The sequence below is a fragment of the Mesorhizobium sp. C372A genome, assembly GCF_030323245.1.
Taxonomy (GTDB): domain Bacteria; phylum Pseudomonadota; class Alphaproteobacteria; order Rhizobiales; family Rhizobiaceae; genus Mesorhizobium.
This window is the reverse complement of sequence record NZ_CP100475.1, coordinates 3,429,285-3,448,970: the sequence shown is the minus strand read 5'-3', so window position 1 is coordinate 3,448,970 and position 19,686 is coordinate 3,429,285. Positions and strand designations below refer to the sequence as shown.

The window sequence follows — 19,686 nt, the reverse complement described above, 5'->3', positions numbered from 1 at the left end:
CTTTTCCTGGAATTGCTCTACGAAAACGGCAGTGCGGCCCATTGCTCGACGAATTTCCCGCCGGAATTGACCTGGATCGAACCGAACTGCTGTAGCACGAATTCGCTCTGCGTCGGACGCAGGAAGGCGTAGTCGTCAGGCCCGACATTGACGTTGTCGGGCAGCGCCATGAATTGCTGATTGGTCGAAAAGCCGAACGTCTTGTCGGTCTTCATCCCCACGGGATGGACGGGCTTCGCCATCCATTTTCCGCCATAGAGAAAACAGCCGCGCCGCGGCAACAGCCCGAGCTTCTGCAGCAGCCAGGAGCGCTGGTCGAGGCCCGGCGCCTGGACATCGACCACTTTCAGGATCGGCGTCGCGATGAATGCGGCAGGCCGCAATTGGCTGAGGCTCGGCACATCGAAATCGGTCGGCAGCATAAAAGCCGATCCGATGGACAATTCATTGGCGCCGACCCAGCTGTCATAGAGCAATGCGGTGCTGCTGCCGCCAAGATTGAGGATCTTGCGCTGGTCGGCGGCAAGGCAAGCGACATACTGGCGAAACAGGCTGATCGCCTTGACGCGCGCCTTGGCCGGTCCTCCCAGCAGTTTGGGGATATGGCCGATATGCGCCTCGTAGGCCATGACGCCTTCGCATTTCAGCCGCGGGTAATTCGCCAACGCGGAAACTGCCCGGGCCAGTGAGTCGGGATCGCTGATACCGCCGCGATGAAGGCCGACATCGACCTCGAAGCAGACGCGCAGCTCGCGGTCGAGCTCGGCGGCAAGCGAGCCATAGGCGGCCAGCCGCTCCTCGGTATCGATCAGCCAGACGATGCGCGACGTAGCTTCGCCGAGCCCGGCGAGATCGCCCTTCGTCAGCGCGTGCCTGGCGCCGGCAACCGGCATCGGCTTGCCCAACAGGAGATCGACTTGGGGAAACACTTTCAGCATCTCGGCGCTGATCGGCAGATGAAAGGTCATCAGCCTGTCGGTCGCAAACGCCGCGCGGATATAGTCGATCAGCGGCAGGCATGGCAGCGACTTGTCGACGAGGCGCAGATCGAGGCCCGTGGCGAACTTCGCCTTGATCGCAGCGATGTTGTGATCGAGCCGGTCGAGATCGAGCACCAGGCAAGGCTGAAAGATCCCGGCTGCCCTGAGCGCGCCCGACATTTCCGCGAAATAGGTGTCGGTCAGGCTCATGCCGCGACGCCGAGCAGCTTGGCAATATAGGGCGACACGAAGCGGTTGTCCGGGTCCATCTCGCGGCGGACCGCCATCGCATCGTTCCAGCGCGGATAGAGCGCGCTCAATTCCCTTGATGTCAGGCTGTGCATCTTGCCCCAATGCGGGCGGCCGCCGCGCTTCCTGAAGATCGGCTCGGCGGCGTTGAAGAACGCCATCGGATCGCGCTCGACGCCGTGATGGATGGCGATGGAACAGGTTGGGCGCTTGTAGAAGGGGCTGAGCCAGACATTGTCGGGCGCGACGACGCGCACCTCCATCGGAAAATAGACCTCTGGAAACCGCGTCTCGAGCAGCGCAATGATTTCGCTGAGTGCGGGCGCCCCTTCCTCGAACGGCAGGTGGTATTCCATCTCGTTGAACTTGACGTTGCGCTCGGAGGTGAAGACCTTCAGCCACTCCTCGACATAATCCTCGGCCGGCACCTTGGCGAAGGCCGAGCCGATGAGACGGCGGCGCAGCCAAGGGAGCCAGCTGAGATAGTCGCGCAGTTTTCTCAGCGTCGTCACCGCATCGTCGTCTTCCGTCGGCGGACGCACCGTCGCCGGCGCCTCGGTGATGTCGCTGGCAATTAGCAGCGCCTGGCCGGAAAACGGCACATAGTAGAACTCGGCCGAACGATGCGCCGTCATGGTGCTTTCGAATTGCGCAAGCACATCGGCAATCGGCGCCGTCCAGCGGCGGTGCCGCATCCGGTAACTCGCCACGTTGCGGATCGTCACTTCGGTGACGGCGCCGAAAGCGCCGAGCGAAGCGCCCATGGCTTCGATCATGTCGGGGCTCTTGGCACGGTCGAACTCTTTCACGGCGCCACGCCCGTCGACGATCTGCATCGCCTCGAGCTGGGTATGGTAAGCGCCGAGCGTGATGCCCGAGCCGTGGGTGGCGGTGCCCAGCGCCCCGCCGAACGCCTGCTTGTCGATGTCGCCCATGTTCGGCAGCGCCTGGCCGACGCCGTGCAACAGCTTTGCCAGCGCGCCGATCTTGGTGCCGGCGCCGACCCGCGCCGTCAGTTTTTCGGGATCGTGCGACCTCAGGCCCTCGAAGCGGTCGAGCGACAGGATGGTGCCGTCATTCTTGACCAGCGGCGTGAAGGAATGGCCCGTGCCAGCGAATCGAACTGGTCCCGGCGCGTTGCGAATGGCACCACTCAGCTCATCGAGACTCTGCGGTTCGGCAAAAGCCTGCGGCGTGGCCGTGACATAGCCCGACCAATTGCTCCACTGGCTGATAGCCTCTCCCAAAATTGCCTCCCTGGGACGCCGGCTTTGCCGGTCTTTCTCCTAGCGCTGAATAATATGATACATACTCAGCTTTTCGGATATGATACATTGTCAGCTTTCTGTCAACCTGGCAATCGGAGGTGTCTTGTGTGGTCCCGTGTTCAAGTGCATGGCTTTCGCCGTGATTGTTCGCATTCCGATAGTGAGATTATCTCTAGGCAATTAAAAGGACAAACAAGGACACAAATATAATTAAAACAATCTGCTTAAATCTCACCACAAGAGCTTTGCGCTCATCCCGTTTTATTCTGATTTTTGTTTCATGTTCGTCATACTTTATATATCCATAAAACATGCAGCATGCTAACAAAAAACCAAAAAAATACCCTCCTACCATGGCTTTCTCGGAAGTCACTGCTGCCAAACGCAACCACCCATCCGCCAATTCCGTAAATAACCAATGTTGAAGTGAATAAAACGAAAAGCATCGAGAAAACGTATAGTTTCTTTAACGCATTCCGACGACCGTCGTGCCCATCCATCACTACAGTTCCTTTGCTTGCACGAACGTAAATCAATACTGCATTATTCATGATTCATACTTGATTTCCGAGTACCCCTCTAGCTCACCTCGGGGCAACGGAACTTCACTACACAATAGCACGCCGCCAGGTCGTGGGGCGAACGGCTAGGTTCCTCGTCCGTCAGCGAGCCGCGCGCCGTACTAAGGGCCGTGCAAATCCATGAGGGCAACCGGCTGTATCACGAGCCTCACCGCGACCGGGCGATCGTGATCGAGCGTGGTATCTGATTGTCATCGGACGACATTCCGCGCCGGCCGCATTATCTACAGCGACGCACGCTGAGCCGGCGTCGGCATTGAACGCAGTTCGTTGCCCCTTCAAGCCAGCCCAAACGTTTCCACGGCCCGCATGATGCCGCGCAATTCGGCCAAACCCTTCAGGCGGCCGATCAGCGAGTAGCCGGGATTGATCCTTGTCTTGCCGATATCGTCGGCGAGCAGGTGGCCATGGTCCGGCCGCATCGGGATTTGCCAGTCGGCGCGGCCCTCCTTGCGGCGGCGCGCCTCCTCCTGCATCAGCGCCAGGATGACATGCGCCATGTCGGTGCCGCCTTCGAGATGCTCGGCCTCGTAGAACGAGCCGTCATCCTCGATGGTGATGTTGCGCAGATGGGCGAAGTGGATGCGGTCGCCGAATTCCTTGACCATGGCGACGATGTCGTTGTCGGCGCGCGTGCCGTAGGACCCGGTGCAGAACGTCAGCCCATTGGCCTGGCTGTCGACGGCATTGAGAATGAAACGCGCATCCTCGGCGGTCGAAACGACGCGCGGCAGGCCGTAGAGCGAAAACGGCGGATCGTCGGGGTGGATACACATGCGCACCCCCTCCTCTTCCGCCACCGGAATGATCTCGCGCAGGAACCACGCGAGGTTGCCGCGCAACTCCTTCGGCCCGATTCCGTCATAGTCCGCAAGCGCCTCGCGAAAACTGTCGCGGTCATACTTGCGCTCTGTAGCCGGCAGGCCGGCGATCAGATTGCGCTCGATCTGGTCCATCTTCTCTGGCGACAATTCCTTCAGCCGCGCTTCCGCTTGCGCAATACGCGCCGGCGTATAGCTGTCAGCACCGTTCTTGCGCTTCAGCACGAACAGATCGTAGGCGGCGAAATCAACGGCATCAAAACGCAGGGCGTAGCCTGTCGTCGGCAGACGGTAGGCTAGATCGGTGCGGGTCCAGTCCACCACCGGCATGAAATTGTAGCAGATCGTGGCGATGCCGGCCCTGGCCAGCGCGCGGATCGAATCGCGGTAATAGCCGGCATAGCGCTCGCGTTCCTGCGCGCCGATCTTGAAGGAATTGTGGACCGGAATGCTCTCGACGACCGACCAGGTCAGTCCTGCTTCCTGGATAATGCGCTTGCGCTCCAGCACTTCGGCCTCAGGCCACGCCCGGCCGTCATAGATATGGTGGAGCGCCGAGACCACGCCGGTGGCGCCCGCCTGCTTGACATGATCGAGCGTCACCGGATCATCGGGCCCATACCAGCGCCAGCATTGTTCCATTTCGGCTTTCCTTCTGCGACAGGTTGGCAACTTATTGTTGGACCCCGATGGGAGTCGATAGAAAATGGAGGAGTTTTTAGAAATGACGGATTTCGACGGCAAGGTCGCCCTGGTGACCGGGACGACCGGAATCGGCCTGGCAACCGCCACACGCCTTGCGGCCGGTGGCGCCGCAATCATCGCCTGCGGCATCGACCGCGCCGCCAACGCGGCGATGAAAGCGCAACTGGAAAGTGCTGGTGCCGCGGTGCTGGTCATCGACACCGATGTGTCCGTCTCCGATCAGGTGCGCGACGCGGTCGCGGCTGGCGTCGCGAAGTTCGGCGGCCTGGATGTCATCGTCAACTCGGCCGCCGTCCATCCCTATGGCACGGCGACGACCACCGACTGGGAAACCTGGAACCGAACGATGACGGTCAATGTCGGCTCGATCTACCTGACCGCGCATTTCGGCATTCCGGAAATGATCAAGCGCGGAGGCGGCGCCATCGTCAACGTCGCCTCGGTGCAGGGCTTTGCCTGCCAGCAGAACGTCGCCGCCTATGCCACGACCAAGGGCGCCATCCACACGCTGACGCGCTCGCTGGCGCTCGACTACGCGGCATCAGGCATCCGCGTCAATTCGGTCAGCCCGGGCTCGATCCGCACGCCGATCCTGGAGAAGGCTGCGCGCGGTGACGGCGGCAGCGATGCCGATGTCGAAGAGGCCTACAAGCGCTTCGGCGCGGCGCATCCGCTCGGCCGCATCGGCGAACCGGAGGAAGTGGCGGAACTCATCGCCTTCCTTTGCTCGTCGAAGGCCGGCTTCTGCACCGGCGCGGACTACAGGATCGATGGCGGCCTGACGGCAGGTATTGGCGTGAAGTAGCGCTATGATGGCGTTCTGCGCGCTTGCAGGCAATCGGTGTCCGACCGCGCTACAGCTTCCACATCCGCTTGGCATTGCCCGACAGCAATTTCGTCCTCTCCTCAGGGCTGGCTCCCGCAATCAACGCATGCGTCGCCGCCACCCAGGTCGCAAGGCCACCGCCAAGCGTGCACACCGGCCAGTCGCTGCCCCACACGACGCGGTCCCAGCCGAAAATGCCGATCGTGTGCTCGACATAGGGGCGCAAGGTCTCGACGGTCCATGAGCCGGCATCGGCATAGGCGACGACACCGGAGATCTTGCCGATAACATTGGGACGCCGCGCGATCTCGGTCATATGCTCGCGCCACGGATGTTCCGCACTGGCCTTGATGTCGGGCACGCCGCAATGGTCGAGCACGAACTGCACATCCGGCGCCAGATCGGCGAGCGCAACCGCCCTTGGAATCTGATGCGGCAGGACGACGAGGTCGAAGGTCAGGCCGGTGCCGGCAAGCCGCTTGATGTTTTCGCGAAACAGCGCGCTGTCCGAAAGCTCGTCCGGCATGACATGCAGCACGCGACGGAACCCCTTGACGAAGGGATCGGCCTGCTGGCGCTCGAGATAGGCGGCGAAACCGGCCTCCTCCGGGCGGCAGGAGGCGATCGCCCCGCGCAACAGACTGCCCTTCTCCAGCGACTGCGCCTTCACATGGCTGGTCTCGGCCTGGATGTCGGCTTCATCGACGTCGACCTCCATATGCAGCGCGGCCTCGATGCCGGCCCGGCGGGCCTGGATCGCATATTCTGCGTGCGGGAAATCGCGGTTGAGCGCCGGCTCGCGGCTGAGCCAGGGATAGCGCAGCGCCGACAGGTCGATCAGGTGCAGATGAGTGTCGATGATCATGGCTGTCCTCCTCGGTGATTTCAGATCATCGCCAAATGCCTAAACCCAGCGCATGACATACTCTGGCTCAGGCCCGCTTCGGGATCTCTTTGTCCTCGAGCAGCAGCGTCAGCCCCATGGCGACGAAATAGAGCGCCGCCACCCAGATGAACATCACGTTGAAGCCACTGGAGTAGTGGTCGAGCACCACCTCACGGATCGCGTCCGGCAGGCTCGATGCGAGGTGCGGGGTCAATCCATTCAGGCCCTGTGGCAACAATACGGCGGCCTCAGTGGGAAGCTCGGCTGTCTGCCGGTTCAGCGCCCAGATCATCACCGCGCCGTTCAGCGCCAGTCCGAGCGATGCTCCGAGCGTCCGCGCCTGGGTGATCAGCGATGTCACCGCGCCGATATCCTGCAGGGGTGCCGCCGCCTGGATCGCCACAATCAGCACCTGGAACTGAAGACCCATGCTGATCCCGAACACAGCCATCATCGTCGCCAGCACCCAGATCGGCGTGTGCTGGCTGGTGAGGACGAAGCCCAGCATCAGGAGCCCGCCAATGCCCATCGCCACAACCGGCATCCATTTGTAGCGTCCGGTTGCGGCAATTACCCGCCCGGCGACGATCGAGATGACCATCGATGTCAGTGACGCCGGCAGGAACAGGAAGCCGACTTCGGCCGGGCTGAGACCCGTCAGCGTCTGCATGTAGAGGGCGAAATAGAAGAACATGCCCAGCGTCACCGTTCCGGCGACCAGCGACACGCCCGAGACGATGCTGACCGTCGAATTGCCGAACAGCCGCAGAGGTACGATCGGCTCTTCGGCCCGGCGCTCGACCATGACGAACAAGGTGATGGCGACTAGTGCCAGCAGCGGCAGCGCGAAGGTGATGAGGTCCGGTCCGCTGGGGTCGAGCACGTGGTAGCCCCAATAAACGATCGCCGTCGTGCCGGTGGCGAGCAGCACGCCGCCGAGATAGTCGATGCGGTGCCGCTTTTCGTTGAACCGGCTGCGCATGGCGAAGGCCAGCACCGCCAGCACGATGATCCCTATCGGCAAATTGACCAGGAACACCCAACGCCAGCCGAACACGCTGGTGATGTAGCCGCCGGCCAGCGGGCCGAGCACCGACGACAGCGCGAACACCGCCGAACTGTAGCCCTGATATTTGGCGCGGTCGCGCGGCGAAAACAGTTCGCCGATCATGGCGAAGGCCGAAACCATCAACCCACCCCCGCCGATACCCTGCAGCACGCGCGCGGCGATCAAGCTCTCCATCGACCATGCCATGCCGCAGACCAGCGAGCCCAGCAGGAACAGGCCGATCGCCGTCAGCACGACATTCTTGCGGCCATACATGTCGCCAAGCTTGCCGTAGAATGGCGAGACCGCGGCGGTCGAGAGCAGGTAGGCGGCACCGACCCAGCCGAACAAATGCAGATTGCCGAGTTCGCCGGCAATGGTGGGCAAGGCGGTGACGACGATCTGCATGTCGATGGTTGCCATGAACATGGCGATCAGCGCGCCGAAATAGACGATCAAGGTCGTAAGGTCGGGCCTGACTTGGGCCTCCACGGGCGCTGTGTCCGGCAGCGTCTGCTCGACAGTCATCGGTGTCTCCGTAGCTTGGGGCGCGATTTATGTCCCCACAACCAAGAGGTGTCAATCAGATATGTGCGCGTAGCATATAATTGACATCAGCATATATTCTTGCTAACGCGCTATGGATGAGCAGCAACGCATCCGGCAGTCCGGACCGATTTCCAGCCCTGTTCCAGACAAGCGGCGACCGGGATCTCGCCGATCTGGCGCGCGGCAGCGGCCTGTCCGAACCGGCGGCCGAGGCCGTGGCCGCCATCGATGCGGTAATGAGCAAGGTGCGCCGCTCGATCAAGCGCCGCGACGTCGGCCGCATGATCCTGGCGCGCGTAGACCCTTCGCTGGAAGTGAGCCATCTCGATGCGATCAGCGCCATCGCGAACAATCCGTTTTTCAGCGCTACCCAGCAGGATGAGGTGACGGTTGGCGTCATCGCCGAGCGCCTCGAGATCGATCCGTCGCGCGCCAGCCGCATCGCGGCCGACCTCGTCGAACGCGGCTATGCCTGCCGTGTCGCATCGCAACGCGATGCCCGCCGCATCTGCCTCAAACTCACCGCCAAGGGTGAGCGCCTCGTGGCGGCGGTGCGCCAGACCAAATGGCGGATTTTCGCCGGATCGCTGGCACAGTGGGATGAGCAGGACCTAGTAAGGTTCGCCACCTTGCTGGAACGCTTCGCCGGTTGGGCCATGGACGAAGCCGGGATGAAAAGATCCGCCAAGGCCGTCAAGCAGTTGATGGACGAGATGCTGCCCGAAACGAAATAGGCGGCACGGCGTGGACGCTCACCCATGTGTGCGAGCCGTTCGATAGCCCTTGACGCTCAGGTCGCGTCGGATCGTTATCGGTCGAAGAAACCGGCGTCCTCTTCCGCCAGGTATTTCTTCGCTGCCTTGGCGTCGATGTCGAGGCCGAGTCCCGGAGCTTCGAGCAGGTCCACCATACTTTCCCTGACGATCTGCCCCTTGGGCAGGCCGATGACGATGTCCTCCCACCACGGGTCGGAGGCGCTGGGATATTCGAAGGCGATGTAGTTGGCCGGCAGCGTGGCGCAGACATTGATCAGCGCACCGAGGCCCAGCAGACCGTTCGCCGTGCCGTGCGGCGCCATCATGATCGAGTGCATGTATGCGTGCTCGGCCACCCATTTGAGCTCGGCGATGCCGCCGATGTCGGCGGGATCCGGACCGATGACGCGAACCGCCTGCGTCTCGATCAGTTCCTTGAAGTTATGGCGCAGGTAGATCTGCTCGCCGGTGTGGATGGGGGTGGACGTCGATGTCGTGAGTTCGCGGTAGGCCTGCGGATTGACCCATGGCACGTAGTCGCCGGTCAGCATGTCCTCCAGCCACATCAGATTGTATTTTTCCACCGCCTGAGCGAAGCGGATGGCGTCCGGCAGGAACCACCCGGGGCCGCAATCCAACGCCAGCGAGACCGTGTCGCCGAGCACATCCTTCATGGCGATGACGCATTCGATCATATGCGCCATGCCGCGCTCGCTGATCTGCCCCTGGTCCATCGCGCCGTGATAGGTCGGCGGCTGACGCACGCCGTAGTGGAAGTCGGGGACGCTGGTCTTCATGTTGGAATGAAAGCTGATGCCTTGCTTGACCATGAAGAAACCTTCCGGCCGCTCCATCATCCATTTGACGTCGGCCGCGTAATCCTCCGGCCTGTCGCCGGTGCGCTTCTTGCGGATGGAACCGTTATAGACCCGCACCTTGTCGCGCACCTTGCCGCCGAGCAGCTTGTAGACCGGAACGCCTGCCGCCTTGCCGGCGATGTCCCACAGAGCATGCTCGATAGCGCTGACGGCGGCGCCGTAGGGCTTGAACGAGCCGCGCTGGCGGATTTTCAACATCACGCGTTCGACATCGGTCGGGTCCTCGCCGATCAGCGCGTCGCGGAAATGCAGCACCCAGGGTTTCAGATAAGGCTTGGTGTACTCGACCTCGCCGAGGCCATGGAGGCCTTCGTCGGTGACGATGCGCACGATGGGGTGCCTGCCGATGACGGCGCACCTGAGATCGGTGATCTTCATGATGTCCTCTATTTCACCGACGAGAAGGCGGTTGGCGCGAGAAACTGGCTGGAAATATTGGCTAGGATCGGGCCATCGCGCTCGGACTCGTCGCGGGCCTTGAGCCATGCCGGATCGGTGGTGAAGGCCTTCCATCTCACTTCGCGCTCGGCAAGGGATTCCCAGGCGACGAAATAGATCAGTCGATTGCTGTTTTCGCCGACCACCGTGGTGAAGAACCCGGCCTGGCGGATGCCGTGTCTATCCCACAGCGCCAAGGTATGGTCGTTGAAACGCTTGAGCAGCGCCGGCAGCCGGCCCGGCACGCAGTCGTAAATGCGAAGTTCGTAGATCATGGTCCATCCTTCTGTTCACCTCTCCCTCCGAGGAGAGAAGTGTAGAGTCAGCTCCAGGTGCGGTCCCAGGAGTATTCGTCGTCCCAGTGATCGGTCGGTTGCCAGATGCCGGTGACGCCGGGCTGCAGGTGCTGGCTGATCACTTCGTCGACGATGTCGTCGATGCCCAGACCAGGCTTGTCGGGCACGGTGATGAAGCCGTCCTTGACCAGCGGCTTGGGCAGGCCGGTGACGATATCGTCCCACCAGTCGACTTCGACGCTGTGATATTCGAGCGCCATGAAGTTTTCCGTCGCCACCGCGACATGCGCGGCGGCCATTGCCGCGATCGGGCTTTCCGCCATGTGAATGGCCATGGCGACGCCATGCTCCTGCGCCGCGTCGCCGATCTTCTTGGTCTCGAGAATGCCGCCGGTGGTCAGCAGATCCGGATGGATGACCGAGATGCCGGCGTTGAGCAGCGGCTCGAAGCCTTCCTTGAGGTAGATGTCCTCACCCGTGCAGATCGGCACCGAGGTCGCCTGCTGCAACTGCCGATACTGCTCGGTGTACTGCCAGGGGATCACGTCCTCGAGCCAGGCCGGTGCATACTTCTCGATCCGCCGGGCCAGACGGATGCCGTCCTGCAGCGAGATGTGGCCGACATGGTCGATGGCGAGCGGGACCTCGTAGCCGATCACCTCGCGGACCTCGTGAATATATTGATCGAGCAGGTCGAGGCCCTTTTCGGTGAAATGGAGGCTGGTGAAGGGATGCGGCACGTTCTGCGCATCATAGGCGGCATTACGCGCCCGGCGCTCGTCCAGCGTGCGTGCCGGACCGCGCGCGGCATGGCTGCGGAAACCGTCGAGCACGCCGGCCGGCGCCACCACTGCGCCCGATATGTGCGAAATCTGCGCCAGACCGAGATCCATCTTGAGGAAGGTGAAACCGAGATCCATCCGCGCCTTGAGCCGCTTTCCGGTCTCGGTGCCGCTGGGCTTGTCCGCGTCGGTGTCGCAATAGACACGCACCTTGTCGCGAAACCGTCCTCCCAGCATCTGGTAGATCGGCACGCCATACGCCTTGCCGGCGAGGTCCCAAAGCGCGATCTCGATTGCCGAGACACCGCCACCTTGCCGCCCATGGCCGCCAAATTGCTTGATGCGGCGGAACAGCCGGTCGACGTCGCAAGGGTTCTCGCCCAGCAACCGGCTCTTCAGCATCAGCGCATAGGTCGCGCTGGCGCCGTCGCGCACTTCGCCCAGGCCGACAATGCCCTGGTTGGTGTAGATCTTGACCAGCGCGGAGGTGAACGGCGCGCCGACGATCTCGGCAACGCGCAGGTCGGTGATGCGCAGGTCGCTCGGCCTGGAGTTCGTATTTACCCGATTGAGCGCCTCGCCGGCGCTACCCGTCTTTGCCATGGCTTATCCTCGTTCTGATTGGTGGCGCCCCGCACCCCCGGCCTGCATAAGCGTTGCTAGCCAAGCTCTATCTCGTGGGCCTGCAGGTAGTCTCGGTTCATCTCGACACCGAGACCCGGCTTCGACGCCAGCTTGAGGCTGCCGTTCGAAACATCGAGTGGCTCGTCGATGAGGTGGTTGTATTTATCGAGATTCCACTCCGACGTTTCGAGCTTGTAGAAGTTGGGAACCGTCATCATCACCTGCGCTCCCGCAACCACATTGATCGGTCCCGCGGCGTCATGGGGCGAGACCGGGATGTAGTAGGCTTCGCACAGGGCGGAAATCTTCTTCAGTTCGGTAATGCCTCCGGTCCAGGTAACGTCCGGCATGATGTAGTCCGCAAGCCTGTTCTCGAGCACCGGCACGAAATCCCATTTGGTGTGGCCGCGCTCGCCCCACGAGATGGCGGCACTGACCTTCTCACGCACTTGCTTGAGAGCATTGAGGCTTTCTGGCGGGCATGGCTCCTCGAACCAGTCGATCTGGCCGGCTTCCTCGAGGCTTCGGCAGAGGCGAATGGCGGTGGGGACGTCGAAGCGGCCATGCGCGTCGATGAGAATGTCGACATCGGGCCCCGCCGTTTCACGGATCAAAGCCGTTAGTTCGGCAGCCTCGCGCTCGTCCTTGCGGGTCATGCTGCCATCGAGGTAGCCGTCCCGCTGTTCGCGCGCCAAGCCATCGGCGATGCGGCCCTGGTGGGGGAAAGGATCGAACTTCAGCCCGGTGTGTCCGGATTCGACGATGTCTCGAATTTCGCGGACCACCGCCTCCTTGCTGGTAAACTTGGCCTGGTTGGGGTGGGTATAGAGCGCGATTTCATCGCGTACCGGACCGCCCAGCAGCTCGTAGATCGGCTTGCCTAGAACTTTGCCGCGAATGTCCCAGAGCGCTATGTCGATAGCGCTCACGCATTCGACTGCGGCGCCGCGGCTGCCCATATAGGTGAAGCTGCGGAAAATCTTGTGCCAGAGATGCTCGATGCGCGCCGGATCCTCGCCTGTGACGGCAACACCGATCTGCCGCAGGATCGTGCACAGCGCGCGGTTGGCGAGCCTTGTGGTGGTGGTGATTTCCCCCCAGCCGCTCACCCCTTCGTCGGTCGTCACCTCGACGAACAGGAACTCTCCCCAATAGGAAGCATCGGACTTGATCAGCCACGGCCGAACGCTCGTGATTTTCATCTCTCAACTACCTCTGTCTGATGGCCGGACCAATGATTTTCTGGGCTGGAAATTCTATCCGGCCCGAGCGGCGTTGCGCGCACGCATCTGTTCGAGAACGTGCCGGCCGGAACCCTCGACATGGCGGGCAATGAGCTCGGCCGCCTCGTCGGCATTTCCGGCTTTGATATGCGCGATGAGCTCGCGGTGTTCACGCATGATGGCGGCCCGCCGCGCGAGCGTGAAATTGAAACGCCGGCTCACGGCTCGCAGCACTTCGCGATGCTTCCACCAAAGCTCGGCGGCATGGCGGTTGTAGTGGCGCTGGTACATTACGGTGTGGAAGGCGGTATCCAGTTCACTGTGCCGCAATGTGTCGGTGAAGTTGTTCTCTTCGATCAGAGCCTGGATGCGTTCGAGTTCGGCGATGTCCTCGCCGGTCGCCATGTTCACGAACCATCGCGTCAGGGCCGGCTCGATCAGGACTCCGATCTCGTAGATATCCCGGACAAAATCCTGGTCTATGGGCCGGACGCGCGCGCCACGGTTGGCGACAAAGGTGACGAAGCCCTCCCCTCGCAACAGCTGCAGCGCCTCGCGTACGGGGTTGGTCGAGGTGCCGTGACGCCGGGCGAGATCGGTGACCACAAGCCGTTCGTTGGCGGCGAGCCGTCCCTCGATGATGTCTTCCCGGATCAGCTCATAAAGCGAGGCGCCCTCGCTGGACGCCCCGATGGGATCAATCCCCACGGGTGGCTCTGCTTTGAAATCACTTGTTTCGGCCAAAGCCGGCTCCCCCGATTAGTACATCGCATGCTCGATATCATACACGCGTTTTGCAAACAATGTACGATCGGGTGCGTTGACAGGCAATCCACGATCTGAAAACGTACCAGATGATCGAAGGGATACATTGAGCAGAAGGACGCATCCCGCACGGTCGGACGAGCCCCTTGGCGCACAGCGGCATGGGAGAATCTGGGAGGATACTATGACGAGGATTACACTCGGCGGTGCCGTCCTGCGCGGCACTGTCGCCACTGCTTTGATGGCGTCGCTCATGTCGGGATCGGCGCTGGGTGCGCCGCCGGTCGATTTGAGCAAGTGGTCGCCGGAGTATGTGCGCTCCATCGCCGGCACACAGGATTTCGACACGGCCGCCGATTGCGGCAAGGTCACCCCGCTCGACTACAAAGGGCGACTGACGTTCTGGTATCAGGGCGTGTTCGAGGGCGACCCCGACCTGCTGCGTCAGTACTACAAGGATTTCTTCGAGACCTTCCGCAAGACCTATCCGAACATCCAGCTCGAGGATCAGGCCCTCACCTACAACGACCTTCTCGACAAGTTCCGCACGGCGCTGCTGGGCAATGCCGCGCCGATGGCGGTCCGCCTGCAAATCCTGGGCGGAACCGAGTTCGCCTCGAAGGGTTATCTGCAGCCGCTCAAGCCGGAAGATGTGGGCTATCCCACAGAGGATTTCTGGCCCGGCGCCATGAAGGCGGTAACCTGGGATGGCGTGACCTACGGCATTCCCACCAACAATGAGACGATGGCGTTCATCTGGAACGCCGACATCTTCAAGCGTGCGGGCCTCGATCCGGACAAGGCTCCGGCGACCTGGGACGACGTCGTCAAATATTCCAAGCAGATCCATGACAAGCTCGGCATAGCCGGCTACGGCCTCGTGGCGCGCAAGAACGCCGGCAACACGCCGTACCGCTTCATGCCGCAACTATGGGCCTATGGCGGCGGTGTCTTCGACGAAGCCTCCGCGAACCCGACCTATAAGGAGGTCGAGCTCAATAGCCCGCAGAGCAAGGCGGCGTTGCAAGCCTCCTACGACATGTATGTTCGCGACAAGTCGGTTCCGGTCTCGGCCCTCACCAACCAGCAGGCCGATAACCAGCCCCTGTTCGTCGCCGGCCAACTCGGCATGATGGTCTCGCACCCGTCCGACTATAACGTCATGCTCGACCTGCAGAAGAAGGCAACGGGCGCCGACAAGGACAAGGCGCAGACCGTCATCGACAACATGCGCTATGGCCTGATTCCGACCGGCCCCGACGGCAAGCGCGCCGTCGTGTTTGGCGGCTCGAACATTCACATCCTGAAGCCCGAATATGTCGAGGGCGGCAAGGTGGACGAGCCGGCTGCAAAGGCCATCATCTGTATGTGGACGAGCCCTGAATGGTCGTTGAAGATGGCGTATGCCGGCTCGAACCCGGGCAACCTCAACGGCTTCAAGACCAAATGGATGAAGGAACGTCTGGACAACATCAAGTTCCTCGATGTCACGACCTCGATGTTGCCATACGGCATTCCGTTCCCGGCGCTGCCGCAATCCCCCGAGATCATGAATATCATCGTCCCGGACATGCTGCAGAACGCCCTGACCGGAGCGATGACCGTCGACCAGGCAGCGGACGACGCGGCCGAGAAGGTGAAGAACCTGATGGACGGACTCTAGTCCGGGCCTGACCTGCGATCCGACCGGCTGTGCCGACAGTGCGTGCAGCCGGTTTGCTCCTAACAACAAGGGCACGCCATCGTGACGATCGTGACCGGCAAGGCCGAGGCTCGCCGAAGATTGCAACCCGGTAGCTCCGGCATGCTGCGGAATATCTGGGAGCATCGCGCCGACTACGCATACGTGCTTCCAGCGATCGCCGTGATGCTCATCGTCATCGCCTATCCGATCTACTACACGGTCGAGCTGTCGTTCTTTAAGACGCCGCCTGGCCTGCAGCTCCGCGACAAGACCTTCATCGGATTGGACAACTACACGGCCATCCTCACCAGTCAGGTGTTCTGGAAAGTCACCTTGAACACCCTGATCTGGACGATCGCATCTACCTTCGTTGCCTTTGCCTTGGGATTTGCCGCCGCGCTGGCCCTCCACCGCGAGTTTATCGGCCGGGGTGTCCTGCGCGCTATCCTGATCATTCCCTGGGTCATCAGCGCGGTTGCCGCCTCCTATATCTGGAAGTGGATTTACCATTCGGACTTCGGCATCATCGGCGCGGTGCTGGTCGGCCTCGGATTGGCTGACCGGCCGCCGAACTTCATCGACAACGTCAGCACGGTGCTGCCCTCCTTGATTGTCGTCAATATCTGGCGCGAGTTTCCGTTTGCCATGATCATGATGATGGCCGGTTTGCAGACGGTCCCCGACCAGTTGTTGCGCGCCGCGGAAGTCGACGGGGCCAATGCATGGCAGCGTTTCTGGCACGTCACCTTCCCGCATCTGCGCAACGTCTCGACGGTGACGATCCTGCTGCTCGCAGTGGCCAATTTCAATTCCTTCATCATCCCGTGGATCATGACCGGTGGCGGGCCGTCGAACGCTTCGCACATCTGGATCACCCACATTTATGAGCTCGCCTTCGGCCGGCAGCGATGGGGCGTCGCATCGGCCTATTCGGTACTCCTGTTCCTCATGCTGATGGTGCTGGGCTACTTCTACGTCCGTGCGCTGGCCGGCAACGAGCGCAACGAGGGGAGCGCATGAGCACGATCGTCGAGACAGTCCCTCGACGTCCGGCCCGGCGCCGCATGCGCATCGACGGATGGCGTTGGGCCGGGCGCATCTTCCTCGTGTTCATGCTGCTTTACACCGCGTTGCCGATGATCTGGATGCTGATCACCTCGATCAAGTCCGGCTTCGCGGCGATGCAGTTCCCACCGCAATGGTGGCCGGAAGAGCCTACCCTGGCCAGCTACCAAAAGCTGCTCGATCCGCAAAACAGCGTCGGCCAGGACTTCCTGCGTTTTTTCTGGAACAGCCTCTACGTGTCGACCGTCACCACAATCCTTTCGGTGATCGTGGCCGTTCCTGCGGCCTACGCCTTTTCGCGCTTTCGTTTCCCCGGTCGAAACTTCCTGTTCTTCACCGTGCTTTTGCGCAACATGTTCCCGGCGGTGATCTTTCTCGTGCCGCTCTTCATCCTGATGCGCGCGATCGGGCTGGTGAACACGCATGGCTCGCTCATTCTCACCTATCTCACCTTCGGCCTGCCGCTGGCGATCTGGCTGCTCAAGGGCTTTTACGACAACATTCCGGTGCAGCTCGAGCAGGCGGCGCGGATCGATGGGGCGACCCGGTTCCAGGCCTTCATCCTGATCGTGATGCCTCTCTCGACGCCCGGAATCATCGCCACAGCTATCTATTCCTTCATTGGCGCCTGGAACGAGTACATCTATGCCTACACCTTCCTTTCCAAGAACGAGCAGTTGACCCTGCCGGTCGGCATACAGCGTTTCTTCTCGGAGAATACGACGGACTTTCCGGGCCTGATGGCGGCCAGCTTCATGATGAGCGTGCCCGTCGTGGTGCTGTTCCTCCTCCTGCAACGATACTTCGTACGCGCCCTTACAGAAGGCGCGGTCAAACACTAGAGCCGGATGATTTCAGGTCTGTTCGACCTCAAATCTGAATCCGCCTCTAAATCAAAGAGATAGAGCATGATGTCGTCCGAAAACCGCTTCACACTTTTCGGCATCATGCCGTAGGGAGTTGCCGATGGCCCACGTGGACCTGAGAGATCTCGTCAAGACCTATGGCGGCTTCAAAGCTGTCAACGACGTTTCGCTGACGGTCAATGACGGCGAGTTCGTTGCGCTCGTCGGCCCTTCGGGCTGCGGCAAGACAACCACGCTCAATCTTGTCGCGGGATTGATCCCGGTCACATCGGGCGACATCGTCATCGGCGACCGCGTGGTCAACGACCTCGACCCCAAGGACCGGGACATCGCGATGGTGTTCCAGAACTACGCGCTCTACCCGCAGAAATCGGTCTACAAGAACCTGGCGTTCCCGCTGCAGATGCGCAAGCTGCCCAGGGACGAGATCGACAGGAAGGTCAAGGAAGCGGCGCGCGTGCTCGACATGACGCACCTGCTCGAGCGCAAGCCGCGCGAACTTTCAGGCGGGCAGCAGCAACGTGTCGCCTTGGGGCGCGCCCTCGTCCGCGACCCTGCCGTTTTCCTTATGGACGAGCCGCTCTCCAACCTCGACGCCAAACTGCGCGTCCAGATGCGCTCGGAGATCAAGCGCTTCCACCAGGATCTCAAGGCGACCATCATCTATGTCACGCACGACCAGCTCGAAGCCGTGACCATGGCCGACAAGATGGCGGTGATGAACGGCGGCTACCTGTTGCAATACGATTCTCCGGCGCAGGTCTTTGCCCATCCGGTGAACATGTTCGTCGCCAGCTTCATCGGCAGCCCGGCGATGAGCCTTGTTCCACTGGAGGCATCGACAGCAAACGGCAACACTGCGTTGACCGGCGCGGAGGGCTGGAGCCTTGAGCTCTCGCCGCTCAACGCCCGGAAGGTTGCGGGGGCAACGTCGAGGAAAGTCGTGCTCGGCGCACGTCACTCGACCATCAGGCTCCACAAGAGCGCGGTGCCAGGCAGCGTCCCGGCCAGGGCCTATACAGTGGAGCCGACCGGAGACGTCACCTTCGTGCAGGCGTTGCTGTCAGGCGCCATCGTCAACATCAGCGTGTCCCCCAACATCGCCGTCGCACCTGACGAGCAGATCTGGCTCGAGTTCGACCAGGAGCGGCTGCATCTGTTCGATGGCGAAACTGAACTGGCCCTCAAGGCCGGCTGAGACAAGACGGGGGTTCATTGGGAACGTTGGGGATGACTGAAAAGCTTAAGATCACCGCGATCAAACCCTATCCTGTATGGGTTGGAACGCGTAATCAGATGCTCGTCAAGATCGAGACCGACCAGGGCGTCTTCGGCTGGGGCGAGAGCGGCTTGAGCGGGCGCGAAAAGGCCGTTGCCGGCGCGGTCGAGCATTTTCGCGAGTTTCTCATCGGCCGTGACCCGATGCAGATCGGGCGAATCTGGCAGGAGGCCTATCGCAGCCAGTACTTCGAAGGCGGGCGCGTTCTGCAGGCGGCTATCTCCGCCATCGACATCGCCCTTCACGACATCAAGGGCAAGGCGCTGGGGGTGCCTGTCTACGAACTGCTGGGCGGCAAGCAGCGCGACCGCATCCCCACCTTCGCCTCGACCGGAGACGAGGCCGAGGGCGACCTCGCCATCGAACGAGCCCGGGAGCTGCGCGCACGGGGGTGGCAGGCGATCCGCTTCTTCCCCGCAGGGCAAAGCAGCAGGGACATCTTCGAACCCCGCGAGTCGATCGGCGCTACCGCGAGCATGCTGAACAAGGCGCGCGAGGCGCTTGGCGACGACGTCGTTCTCGGCATCGACTATCATCATCGGCTGTCGGTGGCAGAGGCGGCGAGCTTCTGCAACAAGCTCGGCCGCGGCGTGCTTGATTTTCTCGAGGAGCCGATCCGCGACGAGACACCTGAAGCCTACGAATCCCTGCGCAGGATGACCGACATTCCCTTTGCCATCGGCGAGGAATTTGCCAGCAAGTGGCAGTTCCTGCCCTACATCGAGCGCGGCATCCATCAGTTCAACCGTCTCGATGTCTGCAATGTCGGCGGGCTCACCGAGGCGATGAAAGTCGCCGGCTGGAGCGAGGCGCACTATGTCGACCTGATGCCGCACAATCCGCTTGGTCCGGTGTGCACGGCCGCGACCCTACATCTCGCCGCCGCGGTACCCAACTTCGCGTGGCTCGAGACCAGGGAACCCGAGACGAAGCTGGGCTTCGACAATTCCGACTTCTTCCCCGTGCAGCCACGGCTCGACGGTCCCGACTATCCGGTCAGCGACCTGCCGGGCCTCGGCGTCGAGGTCAACGAAGCGGCGGTCCAGGCGGAGGCTTTTCGTTTCTGGGAAGCGCCTCACCTCAGGCGCCGGGACGGGTCTGTTACGAACTGGTAGTTC

Annotated in this window: 17 protein-coding genes; 7 read left to right on the top strand and 10 right to left on the bottom strand. The window is 61.7% G+C overall.

Annotated elements, in window-relative coordinates; translation table 11 throughout:
* Window positions 1-17 precede the first annotated feature (17 nt).
* From NLY42_RS16405 to uxuA, 3 genes are all read right to left on the bottom strand, one after another.
* The gene (locus NLY42_RS16405) at window positions 18-1,190 is read right to left on the bottom strand and encodes an alanine racemase (protein WP_031244399.1); all 1,173 of its coding nucleotides are present in this window, start codon (window positions 1,188-1,190) and stop codon (window positions 18-20) included.
* The gene (locus NLY42_RS16400) at window positions 1,187-2,476 is read right to left on the bottom strand and encodes a D-arabinono-1,4-lactone oxidase (protein ID WP_023754429.1); all 1,290 of its coding nucleotides are present in this window, start codon (window positions 2,474-2,476) and stop codon (window positions 1,187-1,189) included. Before NLY42_RS16400 ends, NLY42_RS16405 begins: the two co-directional genes overlap by 4 nt.
* Before the next feature lie 880 nt (window positions 2,477-3,356).
* Window positions 3,357-4,541, bottom strand: a complete 1,185-nt coding sequence (gene uxuA / locus NLY42_RS16395; RefSeq protein WP_023687892.1) for a mannonate dehydratase — start codon at window positions 4,539-4,541, stop codon at window positions 3,357-3,359.
* A gap of 82 nt (window positions 4,542-4,623) precedes the next feature.
* Here uxuA and NLY42_RS16390 point away from each other — a divergent pair, with 82 nt between their 5' ends.
* A complete protein-coding gene (locus NLY42_RS16390; RefSeq protein WP_023691366.1) occupies window positions 4,624-5,409 on the top strand; it encodes an SDR family NAD(P)-dependent oxidoreductase in 786 nt (261 codons plus the stop codon).
* A gap of 49 nt (window positions 5,410-5,458) precedes the next feature.
* Here the strand turns inward: NLY42_RS16390 and NLY42_RS16385 are convergent, their stop codons facing one another.
* Both NLY42_RS16385 and NLY42_RS16380 read right to left on the bottom strand, forming a co-directional pair.
* Window positions 5,459-6,295, bottom strand: coding sequence for an amidohydrolase family protein (locus tag NLY42_RS16385; RefSeq protein ID WP_023754431.1), 837 nt, complete (start codon window positions 6,293-6,295; stop codon window positions 5,459-5,461).
* A 67-nt stretch (window positions 6,296-6,362) separates the two neighbouring features.
* Window positions 6,363-7,892, bottom strand: coding sequence for an MDR family MFS transporter (locus tag NLY42_RS16380; protein ID WP_023829169.1), 1,530 nt, complete (start codon window positions 7,890-7,892; stop codon window positions 6,363-6,365).
* 116 nt (window positions 7,893-8,008) lie between these two features.
* On the opposite strand from NLY42_RS16380, the gene NLY42_RS16375 reads away from it, so the two are divergent.
* Window positions 8,009-8,647, top strand: coding sequence for a MarR family winged helix-turn-helix transcriptional regulator (locus NLY42_RS16375; protein WP_023754433.1), 639 nt, complete (start codon window positions 8,009-8,011; stop codon window positions 8,645-8,647).
* Between the two features lie 74 nt (window positions 8,648-8,721).
* Here NLY42_RS16375 and NLY42_RS16370 read toward each other — a convergent pair whose 3' ends face one another.
* From NLY42_RS16370 to NLY42_RS16350, 5 genes are read right to left on the bottom strand one after another with little or no spacing between them, the layout of a single operon-like run.
* The gene (locus NLY42_RS16370; RefSeq protein WP_023754434.1) at window positions 8,722-9,924 is read right to left on the bottom strand and encodes a mandelate racemase/muconate lactonizing enzyme family protein; all 1,203 of its coding nucleotides are present in this window, start codon (window positions 9,922-9,924) and stop codon (window positions 8,722-8,724) included.
* An 8-nt stretch (window positions 9,925-9,932) separates the two neighbouring features.
* On the bottom strand, window positions 9,933-10,259 hold the full coding sequence (locus NLY42_RS16365; protein ID WP_023704650.1) for an NIPSNAP family protein: 327 nt from the start codon (window positions 10,257-10,259) through the stop codon (window positions 9,933-9,935).
* Between the two features lie 47 nt (window positions 10,260-10,306).
* Complete coding sequence (locus NLY42_RS16360; RefSeq protein ID WP_023754435.1) at window positions 10,307-11,665, bottom strand: mandelate racemase/muconate lactonizing enzyme family protein; 1,359 nt, start codon at window positions 11,663-11,665, stop codon at window positions 10,307-10,309.
* A gap of 56 nt (window positions 11,666-11,721) precedes the next feature.
* Window positions 11,722-12,888: a mandelate racemase/muconate lactonizing enzyme family protein gene (locus NLY42_RS16355; protein WP_023681194.1), complete on the bottom strand. Its 1,167-nt coding sequence runs from the start codon at window positions 12,886-12,888 to the stop codon at window positions 11,722-11,724.
* 54 nt (window positions 12,889-12,942) lie between these two features.
* Window positions 12,943-13,653: a GntR family transcriptional regulator gene (locus NLY42_RS16350; protein ID WP_023681193.1), complete on the bottom strand. Its 711-nt coding sequence runs from the start codon at window positions 13,651-13,653 to the stop codon at window positions 12,943-12,945.
* A gap of 205 nt (window positions 13,654-13,858) precedes the next feature.
* Between NLY42_RS16350 and NLY42_RS16345 the strand changes: the two genes are divergently transcribed.
* The 5 genes from NLY42_RS16345 to NLY42_RS16325 all read left to right on the top strand — a co-directional run bounded on the left by NLY42_RS16345 (window position 13,859) and on the right by NLY42_RS16325 (window position 19,683).
* Window positions 13,859-15,337, top strand: coding sequence for an ABC transporter substrate-binding protein (locus tag NLY42_RS16345; RefSeq protein ID WP_023696294.1), 1,479 nt, complete (start codon window positions 13,859-13,861; stop codon window positions 15,335-15,337).
* Between the two features lie 81 nt (window positions 15,338-15,418).
* Window positions 15,419-16,378: a carbohydrate ABC transporter permease gene (locus NLY42_RS16340; RefSeq protein WP_023733177.1), complete on the top strand. Its 960-nt coding sequence runs from the start codon at window positions 15,419-15,421 to the stop codon at window positions 16,376-16,378.
* A complete protein-coding gene (locus NLY42_RS16335) occupies window positions 16,375-17,265 on the top strand; it encodes a carbohydrate ABC transporter permease (protein WP_023714612.1) in 891 nt (296 codons plus the stop codon). Before NLY42_RS16340 ends, NLY42_RS16335 begins: the two co-directional genes overlap by 4 nt.
* A 124-nt stretch (window positions 17,266-17,389) precedes the next feature.
* Complete coding sequence (locus NLY42_RS16330) at window positions 17,390-18,487, top strand: ABC transporter ATP-binding protein (RefSeq protein ID WP_023681188.1); 1,098 nt, start codon at window positions 17,390-17,392, stop codon at window positions 18,485-18,487.
* 32 nt (window positions 18,488-18,519) lie between these two features.
* The gene (locus NLY42_RS16325; RefSeq protein ID WP_023754437.1) at window positions 18,520-19,683 is read left to right on the top strand and encodes a mandelate racemase/muconate lactonizing enzyme family protein; all 1,164 of its coding nucleotides are present in this window, start codon (window positions 18,520-18,522) and stop codon (window positions 19,681-19,683) included.
* Window positions 19,684-19,686: the final 3 nt, after the last annotated feature.